The 18,659-nt window shown below is 72.5% G+C and carries 17 protein-coding genes; 11 read left to right on the top strand and 6 right to left on the bottom strand.

Annotated features, from left to right (window positions below; all coding sequences use genetic code 11):
• The first annotated feature begins 145 nt into the window (after nucleotides 1-145).
• The 5 genes from IE255_RS09295 to IE255_RS09275 all read left to right on the top strand — a co-directional run bounded on the left by IE255_RS09295 (nucleotide 146) and on the right by IE255_RS09275 (nucleotide 4,639).
• The gene (locus IE255_RS09295; RefSeq protein ID WP_190049709.1) at nucleotides 146-763 is read left to right on the top strand and encodes an RNA polymerase sigma factor; all 618 of its coding nucleotides are present in this window, start codon (nucleotides 146-148) and stop codon (nucleotides 761-763) included.
• 162 nt (nucleotides 764-925) lie between these two features.
• Nucleotides 926-1,909, top strand: a complete 984-nt coding sequence (locus tag IE255_RS09290) for a hypothetical protein (protein ID WP_190049708.1) — start codon at nucleotides 926-928, stop codon at nucleotides 1,907-1,909.
• Between the two features lie 132 nt (nucleotides 1,910-2,041).
• Nucleotides 2,042-2,500, top strand: coding sequence for a hypothetical protein (locus IE255_RS09285; RefSeq protein WP_190049707.1), 459 nt, complete (start codon nucleotides 2,042-2,044; stop codon nucleotides 2,498-2,500).
• A 370-nt stretch (nucleotides 2,501-2,870) separates the two neighbouring features.
• Nucleotides 2,871-3,545, top strand: a complete 675-nt coding sequence (locus IE255_RS09280; RefSeq protein ID WP_190050092.1) for an RNA polymerase sigma factor — start codon at nucleotides 2,871-2,873, stop codon at nucleotides 3,543-3,545.
• Entirely contained in the window at nucleotides 3,545-4,639 is a 1,095-nt protein-coding gene (locus tag IE255_RS09275; protein WP_190049706.1) for a hypothetical protein, read from the top strand. The genes IE255_RS09280 and IE255_RS09275 overlap by 1 nt, the downstream gene beginning before the upstream one ends.
• A gap of 157 nt (nucleotides 4,640-4,796) precedes the next feature.
• On the opposite strand, the gene IE255_RS09270 is transcribed toward IE255_RS09275, so the two are convergent.
• Nucleotides 4,797-5,627, bottom strand: coding sequence for a L,D-transpeptidase family protein (locus IE255_RS09270; RefSeq protein WP_190050091.1), 831 nt, complete (start codon nucleotides 5,625-5,627; stop codon nucleotides 4,797-4,799).
• Nucleotides 5,628-5,763: 136 nt separating this feature from the next.
• On the opposite strand from IE255_RS09270, the gene IE255_RS09265 reads away from it, so the two are divergent.
• Complete coding sequence (locus tag IE255_RS09265; protein ID WP_190049705.1) at nucleotides 5,764-7,344, top strand: acyl-CoA mutase large subunit family protein; 1,581 nt, start codon at nucleotides 5,764-5,766, stop codon at nucleotides 7,342-7,344.
• A gap of 62 nt (nucleotides 7,345-7,406) precedes the next feature.
• Nucleotides 7,407-8,054 (top strand): leucine efflux protein LeuE, encoded by a 648-nt coding sequence (gene leuE, locus IE255_RS09260; protein WP_190049704.1) that lies wholly within the window; start codon nucleotides 7,407-7,409, stop codon nucleotides 8,052-8,054.
• Between the two features lie 7 nt (nucleotides 8,055-8,061).
• Here leuE and IE255_RS09255 read toward each other — a convergent pair whose 3' ends face one another.
• On the bottom strand, nucleotides 8,062-9,468 hold the full coding sequence (locus tag IE255_RS09255) for an FAD-dependent oxidoreductase (protein ID WP_190049703.1): 1,407 nt from the start codon (nucleotides 9,466-9,468) through the stop codon (nucleotides 8,062-8,064).
• A gap of 78 nt (nucleotides 9,469-9,546) precedes the next feature.
• Between IE255_RS09255 and IE255_RS09250 the strand changes: the two genes are divergently transcribed.
• On the top strand, nucleotides 9,547-10,197 hold the full coding sequence (locus tag IE255_RS09250) for a TetR/AcrR family transcriptional regulator C-terminal domain-containing protein (RefSeq protein WP_190049702.1): 651 nt from the start codon (nucleotides 9,547-9,549) through the stop codon (nucleotides 10,195-10,197).
• Between the two features lie 10 nt (nucleotides 10,198-10,207).
• Here IE255_RS09250 and IE255_RS09245 read toward each other — a convergent pair whose 3' ends face one another.
• The 4 genes from IE255_RS09245 to IE255_RS09230 all read right to left on the bottom strand — a co-directional run bounded on the left by IE255_RS09245 (nucleotide 10,208) and on the right by IE255_RS09230 (nucleotide 14,841).
• On the bottom strand, nucleotides 10,208-11,128 hold the full coding sequence (locus IE255_RS09245) for a class I SAM-dependent methyltransferase (RefSeq protein WP_190049701.1): 921 nt from the start codon (nucleotides 11,126-11,128) through the stop codon (nucleotides 10,208-10,210).
• 63 nt (nucleotides 11,129-11,191) lie between these two features.
• A complete protein-coding gene (locus tag IE255_RS09240; protein ID WP_190049700.1) occupies nucleotides 11,192-12,346 on the bottom strand; it encodes an acyltransferase family protein in 1,155 nt (384 codons plus the stop codon).
• A gap of 177 nt (nucleotides 12,347-12,523) precedes the next feature.
• A complete protein-coding gene (locus tag IE255_RS09235) occupies nucleotides 12,524-13,855 on the bottom strand; it encodes an alpha-2,8-polysialyltransferase family protein (protein ID WP_190049699.1) in 1,332 nt (443 codons plus the stop codon).
• A complete protein-coding gene (locus tag IE255_RS09230) occupies nucleotides 13,855-14,841 on the bottom strand; it encodes a glycosyltransferase family 2 protein (RefSeq protein WP_190049698.1) in 987 nt (328 codons plus the stop codon). Before IE255_RS09230 ends, IE255_RS09235 begins: the two co-directional genes overlap by 1 nt.
• A gap of 198 nt (nucleotides 14,842-15,039) precedes the next feature.
• On the opposite strand from IE255_RS09230, the gene IE255_RS09225 reads away from it, so the two are divergent.
• The 3 genes from IE255_RS09225 to IE255_RS09215 are packed head-to-tail and all read left to right on the top strand — an operon-like array spanning nucleotide 15,040 to nucleotide 18,640.
• A complete protein-coding gene (locus tag IE255_RS09225; RefSeq protein ID WP_190049697.1) occupies nucleotides 15,040-16,386 on the top strand; it encodes a DUF6716 putative glycosyltransferase in 1,347 nt (448 codons plus the stop codon).
• 35 nt (nucleotides 16,387-16,421) lie between these two features.
• On the top strand, nucleotides 16,422-17,687 hold the full coding sequence (locus IE255_RS09220; protein ID WP_190049696.1) for an N-acylneuraminate cytidylyltransferase: 1,266 nt from the start codon (nucleotides 16,422-16,424) through the stop codon (nucleotides 17,685-17,687).
• A gap of 14 nt (nucleotides 17,688-17,701) precedes the next feature.
• Nucleotides 17,702-18,640 carry an N-acetylneuraminate synthase family protein gene (locus tag IE255_RS09215; protein WP_190049695.1) on the top strand — a complete coding sequence of 313 codons (939 nt, stop codon included), beginning with the start codon at nucleotides 17,702-17,704 and terminating at the stop codon, nucleotides 18,638-18,640.
• Nucleotides 18,641-18,659: the final 19 nt, after the last annotated feature.

Here is an 18,659-nt window from a genome sequence, read left to right as displayed (position 1 = left end):
TCGGCGGCCCGACGCTGATGACCATGGAGGACGTGGCACGGACGCGTCCCCCGCGGTGCGGGCGCACCGGGCAGGACATCCCGGACATCCGGGGTGTTCCGGTCGGAGCGGTCCACCGCGCACTCGGTACGAACGAGGACGGTTCTTGGGCCAGGGAGGGGAATCCCGGCGCGCGCAGGCGCACGACGGGGAACTGGGCGCGGCCGTCGCGCGGGCCCAGAACGGCGACGAGGCAGCCTTCGCGGTCGCCTACCGGATCGTGCAGCCCGGGCTGCTGGGCTACCTGCGCGGACTGGTCGGCGAGGACGCGGAGGACGTGGCCTCCGACGCCTGGCTGGAGATCGCCCGGGACCTGGGGCGGTTCAAGGGCGACGGGGCCGGCTTCCGCGGCTGGACGGCGACCATCGCCCGGCACCGGGCGCTGGACCATCTGCGCCGCCGGCGGGTACGGCCGAAGTCGTCGACGCTGGAGCAGGACGTCCTGGACCTGCCCGGGCCGCAGAGCACCCACGACCAGGCGCTGGAGGCCATCTCCACCGAGTACGCACTCCGGCTGGTCAGCGGCCTGCCGCAGGACCAGGCCGAGGCCGTGCTGCTCCGGGTCGTGGTGGGCCTCGACGGACCCGCCGCGGCCCGCGTCCTCGGCAAGCGGCCGGGTGCCGTACGGACGGCCGCGTACCGGGGACTGAAACGCCTCGCCGCCCAGCTGGGCGCCGAAGGTGTGACGGATGAGGCTCCACGGACGCTGGGGGAGTCAAAGTGAACGACGGCGGCGGGCCGGGCGGGCTCCCCGGGGCCGGTGCCCTGAACGGGGCGCACGAGCGGAACGTATGGATCGGCCCCGGAACGCCGGGCCGGCCGGCCGGGTCGTGGCAACACGGCGGGCCATGCGGGGCATGTGGATCGAGCAGGGACGGAACCGGACATGGGTGAACATCAGAGCGGCGGCGAGGTCCCCGGCCGTCGGCGTGTGCACCCCGGAGGTTCCGCGTACGGCGACCGGGCGGCACGGGACGCCGACGGCCGGCTGCCCGGCCACCGCGGCGCGGCCGGCCTCGGCGGCCCGGGCCTCCTCGGGTCCCGGCCCGGCATCGACGACGCCGCACTGGAGGCGCTGCTCGCCGCCGCCCTCATCCGGGACGGGATCGACGCCGAGGCCGAGCAGCGGGCCGTGGCCGCGTTCCGGGCCGCCCGGGACGCCGGTCCGCACCGGGCCCGCACCCGCCGCCGGGACGACTGGCGGCCCCGCGAGCGGTGGCATCCCGGGCGTTCGCTGAAGGCCACGCTCTCCGTGCTGCTCGCCAGTCTCACGCTGGGCGGTGTCGCGGTCGCGGCGATCGGCTCGGCCGGATCCTCGGACGGGGGCGACGACCGCGGCCGCCCGCCCGCCACCACCCGCGCCCCCGGCGCCCCCGGCGCCTCGGCGGGCGAGCCCACCGACGCCGCGTCCGGCTCCCCCTCCGCGCGCCCGGACCACCCCGCGCCCTCCCGGGACACCGAGGCCCACTGCCGCGCCTACGAGCGGGTCGACGGCCGGGGCAGGGCCATGGACGCGACGGCCTGGCAGCGCCTCGTCGAGGCCGCGGGCGGCGAGAGGAACGTCACGGCGTACTGCGCCGAGCAACTGGCCCGGTCCGAGGCGAAGCCCGGTGCCACCCCCCAACCCGGGAAGAGCGCGGGGGCCCCGGGTTCCGCCGGCTCAGGAAACGCCTCCAACAACAACTCCGGTAACACCTCCGGCAACGGCTCCGGCAATGGGGACACCGGCGCGGGCAACGCGGAGAACGGTTCCGGCGCCGCGGACAATGGCTCGGGCGCCGCGCGGAGCGGCGGCGACAGCGCCGCCGACGGTGGTTCGTCGTCCGGATCCCAGGGCAAGCCCGCCCAGCCCGACAGCCGTCGTCCGTAGCGCGGAGCCGGCACCGGCGGCTCCGCGGGGCAGCAGTAGCCCGCAAGCGCGCGTCCGAAACGAGATCTTCGAGATGTACGACAACCTTGCCCGGCCTTGCCCGGCAGCTCGTCGGCGGGTGAGGTGGTCGCCATGACCTCTTCGTATCCCGCCGCCCTGCCTCTGCTGATCGGCATCGTCGTCGCCGCCGTGACCGCCTTCGGTCTCGTCGGATACGGCTTCCCGGCGATCGGCAGGGGCGGCCCGGGGGCCGTGGCACGCGGCGGCGGCGCGCTCGCCGGAGCCCTCGCCGCGGTCGCCTACGCCTGGGGCCTGATCGCGCTCTTCCTCGACGAGAGCGGCACCGCCCAGGCCTGCCAGGACGCCAACCCCGCGCTGTACGGGCAGGTGAGCGGCTACAGCGTGTCCTACCTGCCGCCGGCCCTCGACTGCCGCATGTCGTCAGGTAGTTCGTACGCGGCGGCCGTCCCCGGCTTCCTCACGCCCGTGATGACGGTCAGTGCGGTGATCGCGGTGACGCTCGCCCTCATCGCCGTAGTCGAACACCGCCGCACCACGACACCCCAGCATCCCGGGAAGAGGAGCACGTGAGCGACACTCGCCGGCATGTATCCGGCATCGCCCCAAGTCAGGCGATGTGCCGGAGACGGCCGGGGCCGCCACCCCCCACAGGAGAGGCCCCGGCCGTCGCGCGGTACGGGCCGCGCGGCGGCCCGTACTACCTACAGCGCCCGGTGTGCGTTTTCTGTCACACCCCACCGTGTCACGGCTTAGTTGCATCCTGGGCGGACATGGACGGGGAGTGGTTTCAGGTCGTAACGTGCCTTTCGCGCCAGAGCGGAGGCGGCAAGACCACCGCAACCACCTGCGGCTTGCGAACCGCAACCACCAATTGAGCAACCACGACGGCGAGAACCCGGTCCGCGAGAGCGGCGCCGGCTCAGGCGCAGAAGGGCGCGCGGTGCTGGGGGACGACGCGGAGCTGACCGCCGCGGTGCGTGCGGCACAGGACGGAGATGAGACCGCGTTCCGGACTGTGTACCGCACCGTGCACCCACGGCTGCTCGGATACGTACGGACGCTGGTCGGCGACCCCGACGCCGAGGACGTGACGTCCGAGACCTGGCTGCAGATAGCCCGGGACCTGGAGCGGTTCACCGGCGACGCGGACCGCTTCCGCGGCTGGGCCGCCCGGATCGCCCGCAACCGCGCGCTGGACCACATACGCATGCGCGGGCGCCGCCCCGCGATCGGTGGTGACGAGACCGAACTGACCGGCCGGGCCGCCGAGTGCGACACGGCCGGCGAGGCCATCGAGGCGCTCGCCACGGACGGTACGTTCTCCCTGATAGCCCGGCTGCCGCAGGACCAGGCCGAGGCGGTCGTGCTGCGCGTGGTCGTGGGCCTCGACGCGAAGACCGCCGCCGAGACCCTCGGCAAGCGCCCCGGCGCTGTCCGCACGGCGGCGCACCGGGGCCTGAAGCGGCTCGCCGAGCTGCTCGGCGACAACCCGCAGGCCGATCCGGAATCGGCCGGTGTGCTCGATGCCCTGCCGCCCCAGCGAGAACCGCGCGGCGGTGCGGTGACGTCCGCAGGTGTGACGCACAGCGTTGCGCGGACGCAGAAGGATGTGTGATGGCCGACGAGCAGTACAGGTGGCTGGACCGCGAAACGGCGGAGCGTTTGCTGAGCGGAGAGCCACCCGAAGCTGTCGACGGCGCCGCCCGCGGCGAGGCCGAACGGCTCGCCAGGACGCTCGGCGCGCTGTCCGCCTCACCCCCGCCGACCAGCGAGGAACTCCCCGGTGAGGCCGCGGCCCTGGCCGCTTTCCGCAAGGCGCGCGCGGAACGCGCCGACGCCGGCGCGACCCCCGCGGACCCCGGAGCGCAGGCTTCCGGCGAGGTCTCCGACGCCGGGGTGGTCCGGATCGGAACCGCGCGCGGCCGCGTCTCCGGCGCTGTCCGGCGACCTCGCTGGGCCCGTCCCGCGCGCCTCGCGGTGGCCGCCGCCCTGGCCGTCGGCATGGTCGGCGGAGTCGCCGTCGCGGCCGGAACCGGAGTGCTGAGGGCACCGTTCGGCGGCGAGGAGCCCGAGCCCGGCGCCTCGGTCTCGGCCGCGGTCACTCCTCACGAGCGCCCGCTGATGTCGCCCTCGCCGAGCGACGGCGGGCAGGGCGGGTCCACCCCCGGCGACGGCGCCCCGGACGACACCCAGGACGGCACCTCGACCGGCGGCACCGGCGGCTCCGGGCGGGGCGAGGCACGCGACGACGCCTCCCCGAAGCCCGACGCCGGCGACCGGGGGGACCGCCCCGGCGACAGCCGCCGGGAGATCGCCTCCGCCTGCCGCGACCTCCGCGACGGCAAGCGGCTGGACGCCGGCCGCAAGCGCGCCCTGCGGGACGCGGCGGGCGGCACCCGGGTGTGGGGGTACTGCGAGGGCGTCCTCTCCACGGCCGGCCCCCGCTCGACGGAGCGGAACGACAAGCGGTCGGACACGGACGGGCAAAAGAACAAGAACAAGAACAAGGAGAAGAACACGGACGGCGACGGGCAGCCGGAGCCGCGTCAGGACCGGAAGCAGGACCAGGCCGAGCGGACGGCCGGCGAGCGGGCCGAGAAGCAGGCCGGCGACGAGGACGATGGGGACCGCGGCCGGTCCCCGCGCTCTCTCGCACCGCTCCGACCTGCGGTTTCGTCCCCCGTGGAAATTTCCTGGCCGAGGGTGTGACGTTTTCGACCGCCCCGGCGCAGTAATGAGTGAGCCGACTGGTCATCGGCCGTCGCACGGAGCCGGGGTTCCCCCCGTACCTACGGCTCGTGCACCTGAGCGCGGGCGGGACACGTTCCCCCGGTCCCGCCCGCGCCCCAGCTTCTCTCCCCTTAACTCAGCGGGACACGACGACCTTGTCGCCGTTGCGGACCTGCGCGTACAGGCCGGCGATCGCCGCCTCGTCCCGGACGTTGACGCAGCCGTGCGAGGCGCCCGCGTAGCCCCGGGCGGCGAAGTCGGCCGAGTAGTGCACGGCCTGGCCGCCGCTGAAGAACATCGCGTAGGGCATGGGGGAGTCGTAGAGCGTCGAGACGTGGTCGCGGGACTTCCAGTAGACGGAGAAGACGCCCTCCCGGGTCGGTGTGTACTGCGAGCCGAAGCGGACCGCCATCGTCGACACGGTCCGCCCGTCGATCATCCAGCGCAGGGTCCTGCTGGTCTTGTCGACGCACAGCACCCGGCCGGTCGTGCAGCGCGGGTCCGGCGGGTCGGCCGGCTGCCCGCCCATCAGATACAGGTCCCACCTGCCCGGCTCGCGGGTCATCCCCAGCAGCCGCTGCCAGGTGACGGTGTCGGTCTCCCCGGTGCGGGGCAGCCCGCGCTTGCCCTGGAAGCCGCTGACCGCCTGCTCCGTCTGCTCGTCGTACGTCCCGGTCGGCCCGTCGAAGAGCCAGGCGACCTGCCGCAGCCGGGCCTGGAGTTCGCGGACGTCCCGGCCGGTGTCCCCGCGGGACCACAGCACGCGGGGCGCGGCGCGGGGCTTGTCGTCACCGGGTGGGGCGGGTGCGGTGCCGCTGCCGCCGGGCGTGCGGGCCGGGGACGGGGTGCCGCCGGGGATCTCGATGTGCACCGGCGAGCCGCGCTTCCCGTCGCCGTTCTGCGGCTGCACGGTACAGCCGGTCAGCGCGGCCAGTACGGCGAGTGCCGCCGCGATCGCTCTGCCCATGCCCGTGGTACGCACACGGCCCCCCGTCGTCTCACCGGCGTGCCCGGATGTCACCTGAGATGTTCCCCGGGCGTGACCCGCCGCGAACCAGGGGGCATGGTGGTGAGCGAGGTCACTCTGTGGGAGGCATCACACCATGGCGCGAGAGTCGGAGTCCGGACTGCCGATCGAGCCGCTGTACGGGCCGGAGGCCCTGGCGGGCTGGGATCCGGCGGAGAAGCTGGGGGAGCCGGGGGCGTTTCCGTACACGCGGGGTGTGTATCCGTCGATGTACACCGGCCGCCCCTGGACGATGCGCCAGTACGCGGGCTTCGGCACGGCGGCGGAGTCCAACGCCCGCTACCGGCAGCTGATCGCCCACGGTACGACGGGCCTGTCGGTCGCCTTCGACCTGCCCACCCAGATGGGCCACGACTCCGACGCCCCGCTGGCGCACGGCGAGGTCGGCAAGGTGGGTGTGGCCATCGACTCGATCGACGACATGCGGGTGCTGTTCGGCGGCATCCCGCTGGACAAGGTTTCCACGTCGATGACGATCAACGCCCCGGCGGCGGTGCTGCTGCTCCTGTACCAGCTGGTCGCCGAGGAGCAGGGGGTCAGCGCCGACCAGCTGACGGGCACGATCCAGAACGACGTGCTGAAGGAGTACATCGCCCGTGGCACGTACATCTTCCCGCCGAAGCCGTCGCTGCGGCTGATCGCGGACACGTTCCAGTACTGCCGGGCCGAGATCCCGAAGTGGAACACGATCTCGATCTCCGGCTACCACATGGCCGAGGCGGGCGCGAGCCCCGTGCAGGAGATCGCCTTCACCCTCGCCGACGGCATCGAGTACGTGCGCACGGCGGTGGCGGCGGGCATGGACGTGGACGACTTCGCGCCGCGCCTGTCGTTCTTCTTCGTCGCCCGTACGACGCTGCTGGAGGAGGTCGCCAAGTTCCGCGCCGCGCGCCGGATCTGGGCCAGGGTGATGCGTGAGGAGTTCGGCGCTCGCGATCCGAAGTCGCTGATGCTGCGCTTCCACACGCAGACGGCCGGGGTGCAGCTGACGGCCCAGCAGCCGGAGGTGAACCTGGTCCGCGTGGCGGTCCAGGCCCTGGCGGCGGTGCTGGGCGGCACCCAGTCGCTGCACACCAACTCCTTCGACGAGGCCATCGCCCTGCCGACCGACAAGTCCGCCCGGCTGGCCCTGCGCACCCAGCAGGTCCTGGCCCACGAGACGGACGTGACGGCCACCGTGGACCCGTTCGCGGGCTCCTACGCCGTCGAGAAGATGACGGACGACGTGGAGGCCGCAGTCGTCGAGCTGATGGGCAGGGTCGAGGAGCTGGGCGGCGCGGTCGAGGCGATCGAGCGCGGTTTCCAGAAGAACGAGATCGAGCGCAGCGCCTACCGCATCGCCCAGGAGACCGACTCCGGCGAGCGGGTCGTGGTCGGCGTCAACCGCTTCCAGCTCGACGAGGAGGAGCCGTACGAGCCGCTGCGCGTCGACCCCGCCATCGAGGCCCAGCAGGCCGAGCGCCTGGCCAAGCTGCGCGCGGAGCGCGACCAGCCGGCCGTGGACGCGGCCCTCGCCGCCCTGAAGAAGGCCGCCGAGGGCGACGACAACGTCCTGTACCCGATGCGGGAGGCGCTGAAGGCCCGGGCGACGGTGGGCGAGGTGTGCAACGCGCTGCGCGAGGTGTGGGGGACGTACGTCCCGTCGGACGCCTTCTGACCTGGACCCGGGGCGGGGAGCGTGCTGTCCGGGTGTCAGACCCGCGTGCGACACTCCTTCGCATGTTCGGTGTCATCGATCTGCCCGCCTACCTGGCGGGCCTTGTCCTGATCATCCTGCTGCCCGGTCCCAACTCGCTGTACGTGCTGTCCGTCGCCGCCCGACGGGGCGTGCGGGCGGGCTACACCGCCGCCGCCGGAGTCTGGTGCGGGGACACGGTGCTGATGACGCTGTCCGCGGCCGGGGTCGCCTCGCTGCTGCAGGCGAACGCCGTGCTGTTCGGGATCGTGAAGTACGCCGGGGCCGGCTATCTGACGTGGCTGGCCCTCGGCATGCTGCGGGCCGCGTGGGGCATGTGGCGGACGCGGGGCGAGCGGTCCGCCGAGGGCGAGGCTCCCGCGCCGGCCGAGGAGCGGCCCTTCCGCCGCGCCTTCGTCGTCAGCCTGTTCAACCCCAAGGCGATCCTCTTCTTCGTCGCCTTCTTCGTACAGTTCGTGGACCCGGCATACGCCTATCCCGCCCTGTCTTTCGTCGTCCTCGGCGCGTTCGCGCAGCTCGCCAGCGTGCTGTACCTCAGCGCGCTGATATTCGGCGGCACCAGGCTGGCCGCCGCCTTCCGCCGCCGCAGGCGCCTGTCGGCGGGGGCGACCTCGGCCGCGGGTGCGCTGTTCCTGGGCTTCGCCGTGAAGCTGTCGCTGACGGGCGCGTAGGGCGCCCTCACCGGCCCTGGCCGAAGCGGCGGAGGTACTGGGGAAGTCCGGCCGCCGTGCCGCCCGCCCAGCCGACGTAGCCGTCGGGGCGGACGAGGTACAGGCCGGGCCCGTACGCCCCGGGCGCGGGCCCCCGTACCACCCGTACCGGCGCCCGGAGGACCGGGGCCGGCGCTCCGCCCAGGGCCAGCAGCGTCCAGTGCGGCCCGCGGAACGCGTCGAAGAGCCGGACGCCGTCCACCGTCCCGTCGGGGGCGCGGTCGCCGGCCCGGAGCGGGCCCGGGTCGGTCCGGGTCTCGCGGGTGAGGGACGACTCCCGGTAACCGAGGCCGAGTTGGCGGGTGGCGCCGCCGCGCCGGGTCTCGCCCCGGTGCACCCGCGTGGACAGCCCGAGCACGTCGGCGGCGACGGGCCGCCGCTCCTCCTCGTAGGAGTCGAGCAGGGCCGGGTCCGCGCCGTCGCGCAGCACCGCGCCCAGCTTCCAGCCCAGGTTGTAGGCGTCCTGGACGCTGGTGTTGAGGCCCTGGCCGCCGGCCGGGGAGTGCACGTGCGCCGCGTCGCCGGCGAGGAAGACCCGCCCGGAGCGGAAGCGGTCCGCCAGGGCCGCCCGGGGGCGGAAGTCCGAGGCCCAGCGCAGCTCCGTCACGGCCTCCGGCGCGAGATGCGTACGGGCGGCGACGACCTTCCGCAGGCCCTCCAGGGAGAGGTCCGGGGCCGTCCCGTCGGGGAACTGCGCCACCAGCTGGAAGTCATCCGTGCCGGCCAGCGGACAGATCGCGAGGAAGCCGTCGCTCTCCCCGCCCGGCGGGAAGAGGTGCCAGTTGTCCCGGTCCAGGCCACTGATCCGGACGTCCGCGACCAGCATCGGGTTCGGGTCGACGGTCTCGCCCGTCATGCCGATGCCGAGCAGGGCGCGCACGGTCGAGCGGCCGCCGTCCGCCGCGACGGCGTACCGGGCGGTGACGGTCTCGCCGGAGGCGAACTCGGCGCGGATCCCGTCCGCGTCCTGCGTCAGGCCGGTGACCTCCCGGCCGAAGGCGACCCGTCCTCCCAGCTCCTCCAGACGCGCCCGCAGGATCTCCTGCGTGCGCCACTGCGGCACCATCCACGGCTCGTCGTACGGCGCGTCCTCGCTCGCCTCGGCCGGGTCGAACATCCGGTGCTCGCCCGCGCGCCTCCCGTCCTGCCAGACCATCCCCACCGGGTAGGGGCCGCCCGCCGCGCGGATCGCGCCGAGCAGGCCCAGATCGTCGAAGACCTCCATCGTGCGCGGCTGGATCCCCTTGCCGCGCGAGCCGGGGAACAACGCCCCGGACCGCTCGACGACCAGCGCGGCCACGCCCCGCCGCGCGAGGTCGACGCCGAGCGCGAGCCCGGTCGGGCCCGCCCCCACCACCAGCACATCCGTGTCCATGCCCCACCCGCCCTTTCCTTAACGCCGTTAAGCAAGCACGCTGACGAGCGTCTCCTTAACGGTGTTAAATTGTCAAGCGTGAGTACGGAACGACGCGCGCCCCTGGACCGCCGACGGGTCGCGGACACCGCGCTGCGGCTGCTGAACGACGTGGGCCTGGACGGCCTGACCCTGCGCGCCATTGCCCGGGAACTGGACGTGAAGGCGCCCGCCCTCTACTGGCACTTCAAGGACAAGCAGGCGCTGCTGGACGAGATGGCGACGGAGATGTACCGCCGGATGGTCGCCGAGGCCGCCCTCGACCCGGCCGACACCTGGCGGGAACGGCTGCTGAAGGCCAACCGGGGGCTGCGCGCGGCCCTGCTCGGCTACCGGGACGGCGCGAAGGTGTTCAGCGGCTCACGCTTCATCGGCATCGAGCACGCCGGCCCGATGGAGGACAACCTGCGCCTGTTCACGGCCGCCGGATTCACGCTCCCGCAGGCGGCCCGGGCGCTCACCACGGCCTACCTGTACACGCTGGGCTTCGTCACCGAGGAGCAGGGCGTGCACCCTCTGCCGGGCGAGCGCCGCGAGGGTTACGACATGGACGAACGCGCCCGCCTGATGGCCGACTTTCCCTTGTCGGCCCAGGCGGGCGCGGAGATCTTCGAGGACTACGACCGGCACTTCGAGGAGGGACTCGCCGTCGTGGTCGAGGGGATCGGGGTGCGGTACGGCGTCTCATGACACCCCGCGGTCAGGACCGGTTCGCGCGGGCCCGCCGTACGGCCCGGGTGACCACGGGCGGCAGCAGGTCCTTGGCGAGCCGGCGGGCCCGGGACGGGGCGGGCCGGGCCGGGCGCGCCGCGCGGGACTCGGTGGCCTTGGGGGCGGGGACCGGTGCCGGCGCGGGCTCCACGTAGTGCCGGGAGGGCGGGAACGCGGGCGGCTTCATGCCCTTGGAGCGGGCGCGGACCAGCCGGTGACCGGCCGCCTGCTGCACGCTCAGCCCGCAGTCCGAGCGCTGCCGGAGCATGGCGAGCAGCTCCTCCTGGAGCGGCTCGGGATCGCCCCAGGTGCCGTACAGCTTCTGCGTGCTCAGGCAGATCGGGCGCAGCCCGCGGTTGAGGACCGCCTCCCAGGCGGCGACCGAGACACCCGGGGTGTGCTCGGAGCGGAAGTCGTCGAGGACCACGATGCCGTCGGGGCGCAGGATGTCGTGGGCCGCGCCGATGTCGCCGTACACGTGCTCGTACAGGTGCGAGGCGTCGATGTGGATGAAACGGCAGGTGTCGGGGGCCACCTTCTCGGACACCAGGGAGCTGGGGCCCGCGATCACCGTCGGCAGGGTGTCGTGGAAGGAGAGGTAGTTCCGCTCGAAGGCCTGCTGGGTCAGTGAGGCGTACGACTTCTGCGACTCCGCCTTGTTGGCGCCGTCCGGGGCCTCGCCCTCGAACAGGTCGCAGACCGTGAACTTCTCGCCCTCCTGGAGGTGGTGGCCGAGCAGGATCGCGCTCTTGCCCATGTAGACGCCGAGCTCCAGCAGGTCGCCGCTCATCCCCTGCTTCTTCTGCTGCTCCAGGAACCAGGTGAACAGCACCTGGTCCAGCGGTGGGAACCAGCCCGGGACGTCCGCGAGTTCGCCGGGGTGCTTGTCGGTCGCTTGTGCGTTGGTCATGAGACGAGCCTTCTCTGTGAGCGTTGCCCAAACCGACGGTGGGTTGAACGTCCCGTGAACAGCTCAGCGGGCCTTGGCCAGCGCGGCCCGCAGCCGTGGCGTCAGCGGCTTTTCCACATATTTGTTCAGCAGCCACGCCAGCAGCAGCATTGACGCCACCGTCAGGGAGAAAGTCGCCGCCGATGGCAGACCGAGGCCGCGGTGCAGGGCGTGGATCACCACCCAGCCGAGATGTTCGTGGACCAGGTAGAACGGATACGTCAGCGCCCCCGCCACCGTCAGCCAGCGCCAGTTCGCCCAGCGCAGCCAGCCCAGCGCGATCGCCGCGACCGCCACGAAGCCGAAGGTCACGACGAGGGCGATCCCGAGCGAGGAGCGGTACGAGAACCCGCCCGCGTCGGGGGCGTGCCACAGGCTCTGCACCGCGTAGTGCTGCCCGATCAGCCAGCTCACGGCCACGATGCCCCACCCGTAGGCGTCCCGCCGGTCGAGGTGGACGAGGTAGAGGCCGACACCGCCGATGAAGAAGGGCGCGTACTCGGGCATCAGGACGATGTCGAGCAGCGGCATGTTCGCGTTCTCGGCGATCACCGCCGCCAGCATCCAGCCCGCGCAGAACATGATGACCCGGCGGCGGTTCGCCCCGGGCAGCACGACGCACAGCGCGAACAGGGCGTAGAAGCGGATCTCCGCCCACAGCGTCCAGCACACCCCGAGCACCCGGTCCACGCCCAGCGGCATCTGAAGCATGGTCAGGTTCACCAGGGCGTCGCTAGGCGAGACCGCCTTGTAGGCCACCATCGGCAGCGCGAACACCGCCGTGACGAGCACGACCGCCACCCAGTAGGCGGGCAGCAGCCGGGAGGCCCGGGAGGCGAAGAACGACTTCAGCGGCCGGCCCCAGCCGCTCATGCAGATCACGAACCCGCTGATCACGAAGAACACCTGGACGCCGAGGCAGCCGTAGGCGAAGAACTCGTGCAGCGTGGGGAACTGGAGCTTCGGCGAGGAGCCCCAGGCCTCGGCGACCTCGCCGTCACGCCCGCCGTAGTGGTACGCCGCCACCATCAGCGCGGCCACCAGCCGCAGGCCGTCGAGGGCGCGCAGCCGGCCGCCGGAACTCTGCCGGCGCCGTGGGACGGTCGTGGCGCCCGGTGGTTCGACCAGCACCGCGACACCGGGCTGGGGCTTGCGGGGGGTGACGACCGTCTCGGTCACGCTGAAAACCTCTGTGTGGCTCGTATGTCCTTTACCTGGGCCGCCTGTGGGGCGGGCAGGGCGCCTGTCACCCTAGGACGTGAATTGACGCAATTACGTTCGATGGCAACAGGCTTCGCCTGCCGGTCTCCATGGGTTCATCTGGATGTTGCCGAGACCGCCTGTCGAGTGGGCCTTTCAGCGGCGTACCGCCTTGCGCAGCGCCCGCGCCCGCCGGACCACTCGGCGTGCCGCGGAATTGCGGGGCAGGAACGCCAGCCGCTGCGGAATTCCTCCCGGCAGCCCGAGCGAGGTGAGGCGGCGCTTCTTGAAGTAGCGCCGGGTGCGCGGACCGAGATGGCGGGCGAGGAACTGCTCGGCCTGCTCACGCAGCTCCGGGTAGATCTGCGGCTGCATGGTGAATCCGACAGCAGTGACGAGGTCGGACAGCCGCTCGGCCGGCAGCACGTCGCCGGCGTTGCCGCTCTCCAGGTCGGGCAGCAGCGCGTCCGCCAGCGTGGTGGGGATGCGGTTGCTGTTCTGGTAGGGCGTCAGCCGTTCCAGCAGCAGTTCGGTTCCGATGCGCGCGACCGGCAGGTCGTAGAAGGCCGACGCCGTGAACAGGGCGGTGGAGAAGCAGCCGATGACCAGTGCGGGCCGGGCGCGGTCGAAGAGGACCTCGGCGAGGACGGGCGTGTCCAGCACGGTGAGGTCGACGCCGAGCTTCTCGGCCTCGGTCTCCAGGGCGCGGCTGTAGCGGGCCGGAGCGGTCGGGTGCGGCTTGAAGACGACCGTGCGGTGCCCGCGGGCGACGGCGCCCCGCATCATCCGCACGTGCAGGTCCTCTTCCTCCTCGGGGGAGAGGATGTTCAGCGCCGACAGGTACTGGCCGAGCAGCAGCGCCGAGTCGCCGGGCAGGTCGGGCAGTTCGGGCACGGTCTCGGTGACCTCGCCCAGCACCTTCAGGAACGCGGGCGTCGGCACCAGGTGCGCCGGCACGCCGAACTCGGTCAGCAGCATCGGCGTGAGCCCCGGCACCAGGTCCAGGTGGAGCAGCCGCCGCACGCGGGTGCCGACCAGCGGGTCGAGCTTGTTGCGCGTGGGGCCGTAGCTCATCAGGCCGTCGGCGTAGACGTCGACAGGGGCGTCGGTGAACAACTGGGCCACCGTGAGCGCGGGCGCCACCTGGATGGACTCCAGGACCAGGCTGACGCGGTCGTCGCCGAGGCCCCACAGCATCCGCAGATAGCGCTCGAAGAGCGGGATGTCGTCGGCGCGCGGGGTCCAGGCCCCGGGGTGGAAGGGCCGGATGGCCTCGTTCCAGGACAGCACGTCGTCGAAGTGCTCGCGCAGCGGCGCGAAGCCCGGCATCTCGTCGAGGGCCGGGGTGGTCTCCGGGGTCGCGGAGTTGTTGAAGACCAGCAGCACCCGGCGGTCCGGCTCCTCGAAGAGGTCCGAGTCGATCGCGGCGGCCAGGGTGGCGACGCCGTACAGCGTCGAGGCGCAGAAGATCTGAGTGGTTCCGGGCATCAGGCGGCCGCTCCCGTCGTGGTCACCCGGCGGCGCAGCCGCCGCAGCTTGGACGCGCGGTCCATGTCCATGGCCTCCAGGGCGTCACGGAGCGCGTCCTGCGGCATCCGCTTGATGGCCGCCGCGCTCATCGACCGCAGCTGCCTCGCCACGGCCGGTTCGAACCTGTCTTCGTTGGAGAGGTGGTGGGCGATGATCGCGCAGTAGGTCCGCACCGCCTTGGGCAGCAGCCGGTTGGCCTCGCGGTCCGCGGCCGTCTCCTCGATCACCTGGTCGAAGGCGCGGATGAAGTCGAGCTGGCGGACATCGCCGATCTGGGTGAGGGACGAGGCCACCCCGCGCCGGTAGAACACGCCCAGCAGGCTCACCACGGCGAACGACTCCGCCTCGCGGTGCAGCTTCCAGATCCACGGCCGGTCCTCGGCCGTGCGCAGCCCGTCGGTGAAGTGGAGCACGCCCTTGTCGACGAGGCGGCGGTGGTAGGCGCCGGCCCAGGCGTAGGCGTAGTCCACCGACGTGGAGCGGTGCGCCGGGAGGATCGCCTCCCGCGGGTCGAACGCCTCCCAGCGGCGGCCGACCGGGACCCGGTGCACCGAACGGGCCCGGGCGGTGGCCTGCACATGGTCGGTGCGCACGAAGTCGCACCCCAACCGGTCCATGGCGGACACCAGTTCGGTGAGGTAGCCGGGGGCCAGCCAGTCGTCACCGTCCAGGAACGTCAGGTACTCGCCCTGTGCCGCGTCCAGGCCGGTGTTGCGGGCGGTGGCGAGACCACCGTTCTTCTCGTGTCGGATGTACCGCACCTGGGCGACATCCGAAAGTTCCTCGGCCGCTCGTTCGAGAATGGCCGGGGTTTCGTCCTTCGAATGGTCGTCGACCAGGATGAACTCGAAATCCCGGTCGGCGTTCAGCCGGAGGCTTCTGAGGGTGTCCGGGGCATATTGCTGCACGTTGTAGAACGGCACGATCACGGAAAGCTTAGGCACCCGCAAAACGTTAGGAGGCCGCCCGGCAGCGGAACTTTCCGATGGACGTACACCGGGTGAACTCAATGTGTCAGAACGGTGCACCCCGTGTACTTCCCGCCTTCCAGCGGGCCAGTTCGGCTCTCGGTGGGGTGTTGTTAACTTTTCGTTGAGTCGGGGTTCCGCCATACCTAGGATTCGCTTCCTAGCGTCATCGACGTGCCAGCAAGTACACCGAAGCGCCCGCGAATCGCCGTCCTCGCGGACTCCGACACCCGATGGAAATGGGGTGCGCTGACCGCGCACCGCATCGCCCCGGGACCGTCCATGGAAACCGGAGCGCGCGAGGCCGCGCAAGTCGGCCCTGTCCTCGACGGATTCCTGCTGCGCGGCCGGGCCACGCCCACCCCGCGCCAGCTGGAGGAAGTCGGCGTGCGCGCCGACTCCCTGCGGGAGGTCACCGCGGTCGAGTTCCTGCGCGTCATGGCCGAGGAGTCCTACGACGTGCTGGTCCTCTCCCTCGTGGGCGGCGGTGTGCAGGCGATGCTGCACGGCCTCAAGCGCGTCTGGGAGGACAGGACTTCGCGGCCCGTCGTCGTCACCGGCTACGTCGGCGTCGTCTACGAGAAGCTCGCCGACGGCCTGCTGCTGCGGCACGGCGCGGACCTCGTCCTCGCCAACTCCCGCCAGGACGCGGACCGTTTCCGGGCCGTCTACGAAGGGGTCGGCGCCGACGCCTCGTCGGTGACGGAGGTGGCCCTGCCGTTCCTCGGCGGCGCGCCCTACGAAGGTGAACACGACCCCTACACGGTCGTCTTCGCCGCCCAGCCCTCGGTCCCCGAAAGCCGCAAGGACCGTACGTACCTGCTGAACCGGCTGGTGCAGCACGCCCGCAGGCACCCCGAGCGCGAGGTGCTGCTGAAGCTGCGCTCCAAGCCCGGCGAACACACCACCCACATCGAGGAGTTGCCGTACCAGAAGCTGGTGCAGCGCCTCGACCCGCCCGAGAACTTCCGCCTCGTGTACGGGAACATGGGCGACGTCCTCGACCGCACCGACCTGTTGGTGACGGTCAGCTCCACGGCCGCCCTGGAGTCGCTGCACCGCCGCATCCCCACGGTCGTGCTGACCGACCTCGGCATCCGCGAGTCGCTCGGCAACCACCACTTCATCGGCTCCGGCTGCCTCGCCTCCTGGGACCAGCTCGACGCCGGGCACCGGCCGGTGCCGGACGAGGAGTGGGTCTCCCGGCAGGGCGTCGTCGCGGACGGCTCCTACGACTCCGCCTTCGACGCGGCCCGCGAACACATCGCCAAGCTGCTCGGCCGGCCCGGCGGCCTGCCCCCGCTGACCCCGTACTACACCCCCGTCACCGCGCCCGGCTATCTGCCCGGGATCCTCGCCCGCCACCACCTCGGCCCGGACGGCACCCCGCTGCCCGGCGCGCCCGCCGCCGACAAGGAGCCCGGACCGGTCCGGCAGATCGTGCGCCGGGCGGCGCGCGGCGCCTACCGGCACGGCGTGCAGCGCGTGGCGCCCGTCATCCGGCGGATGGGGGAGCTGTGAGCCGCCCCGAGACCCCTGCTCAAGGAGTAGACCCCATGTCCCAACCGGAAGCGGGCAAAGGCGCCTCGGTGCGCCGCGTGCTCGCGGTGATCCCCGCGCGCGGCGGCTCCAAGGGCGTGCCCGCGAAGAACCTCCTCCCCGTCGGCGGCGTCCCGCTGGTGGCGCGGGCGGTGCGCGAGTGCCGCGGCGCCCGGCTCGTGACCGACGTCGTGGTCTCCACCGACGACCAGGCCATCGCGGCCGCCGCCCGTGAGGCGGGCGCCGAGGTCGTGCTGCGCCCCGCCGCCATCGCCGGTGACACCGCCACCTCCGAGGCCGCCGTGCTGCACGCCATGGACGCCCACGAGGCCCTGCACGGCGCGCCGGTGGACGTGGTCCTGCTCGTGCAGTGCACCAGCCCGTTCCTCGTCCGCGAGGACCTCGACGGGGTCGTGGGCGCGATCGCCGAGAACGGCGCCGACACCGCGGTGACGGTGGCCCCCTTCCACGGGTTCATCTGGCGGGACGCGGAGGACGAGGTCGCGGCCGGTTCCGTCGCGGAGGCCGACGCCGCGGTCGGCGGCGGCTACGGCGTCAACCACGACAAGTCCTTCCGGCCCCGCCGCCAGGACCGCCCCCAGGACCTGCTGGAGACCGGCGCCGCCTACGCCATGGAGGCGTCCGGCTTCCGCAAGCACCAGCACCGCTTCTTCGGCCGCACCGAGCTGGTCCGCACCGACCCCGCCCGCGTGCTGGAGATCGACGACCCGCACGACCTCGCCCGCGCCCGGGCCCTCGCGCCGCTCTTCGACGCGGACCGCCCCGGCGCCCTCCCGACCGCCGCCGACATCGACGCGGTCGTCCTCGACTTCGACGGCACCCAGACCGACGACCGGGTGCTCGTCGACTCCGACGGACGGGAGTTCGTCTCCGTGCACCGCGGGGACGGACTCGGCATCGCGGCCCTCCGCAGGAGCGGCCTGAAGATGCTGATCCTGTCCACGGAACAGAACCCTGTGGTCGCCGCCCGGGCCCGGAAGCTCAAGCTCCCGGTGCTGCACGGCATCGACCGCAAGGACCTCGCGCTGAAGCAGTGGTGCGAGGAGCAGGGCATCGCGCCGGAGCGCGTGCTCTACGTCGGCAACGACGTCAATGACCTCCCGTGCTTCGCCCTCGTCGGCTGGCCCGTGGCGGTCGCGAGCGCCCACGACGTCGTGCGCGGCGCCGCACGCGCGGTCACCACCGTCCCCGGTGGCGACGGCGCGATCCGAGAGATCGCCAGCTGGATCCTCGGCCCCTCTCTCGATTCCCTCACCAAGTAAGGACATCTCCTGCCATGAGCACCAACTCCCGTATCCGTCAGTTCGGTTCGCGCGAGGTCGGCCCGGGCAAGCCGGTCTACGTCTGCGGCGAGATCGGCATCAACCACAACGGCGAGCTCGAGAACGCCTTCAAGCTGATCGACGTGGCCGCCGAGGCCGGCTGCGACGCGGTCAAGTTCCAGAAGCGCACCCCGGAGATCTGCACCCCGCGCGACCAGTGGGACATCGAGCGCGACACGCCCTGGGGCCGGATGACCTACATCGACTACCGCCACCGCGTGGAGTTCGGTGAGGACGAGTACCGCCAGATCGACGAGTACTGCAAGAGCAAGAACATCGACTGGTTCGCCTCCCCGTGGGACACCGAGGCCGTCGCCTTCCTGGAGAAGTTCGACGTCCCCGCCCACAAGGTCGCCTCCGCCTCCCTCACCGACGACGAGCTGCTGCGCGCCCTGCGCGCCACGGGCCGCGCGGTGATCCTCTCCACCGGCATGTCGACCCCCAAGCAGATCCGCCACGCGGTCGAGGTCCTCGGCTCCGACAACATCCTGATGTGCCACGCCACGTCGACCTACCCGGCGAAGGCCGAGGAGCTCAACCTGCGCGTGATCAACACCCTCCAGCAGGAGTACCCGAACGTCCCGATCGGCTACTCCGGCCACGAGACCGGCCTCCAGACCACCCTCGCGGCGGTCGCCCTGGGCGCGACCTTCGTCGAGCGCCACATCACCCTCGACCGCGCCATGTGGGGCTCGGACCAGGCCGCCTCCGTGGAGCCGCAGGGCCTGACCCGCCTCGTCCGCGACATCCGCACCATCGAGGCCTCCCTCGGCGACGGCGTCAAGAAGGTCTACGAGTCCGAGCTCGGCCCGATGAAGAAGCTGCGCCGCGTCAGCGGTGTCGTCGCCGAGGCGGAGATCGCCGCCGCGGCGGGCGAGCCGGTCGGCGTCTGAGCGCACCACCCCCCACACC

The organism is Streptomyces lomondensis (genome assembly GCF_014651035.1).
In the GTDB taxonomy this organism is placed as follows: Bacteria; Actinomycetota; Actinomycetes; order Streptomycetales; family Streptomycetaceae; genus Streptomyces; species Streptomyces lomondensis.
This window is presented reverse-complemented; position numbering and strand designations above follow the sequence as displayed.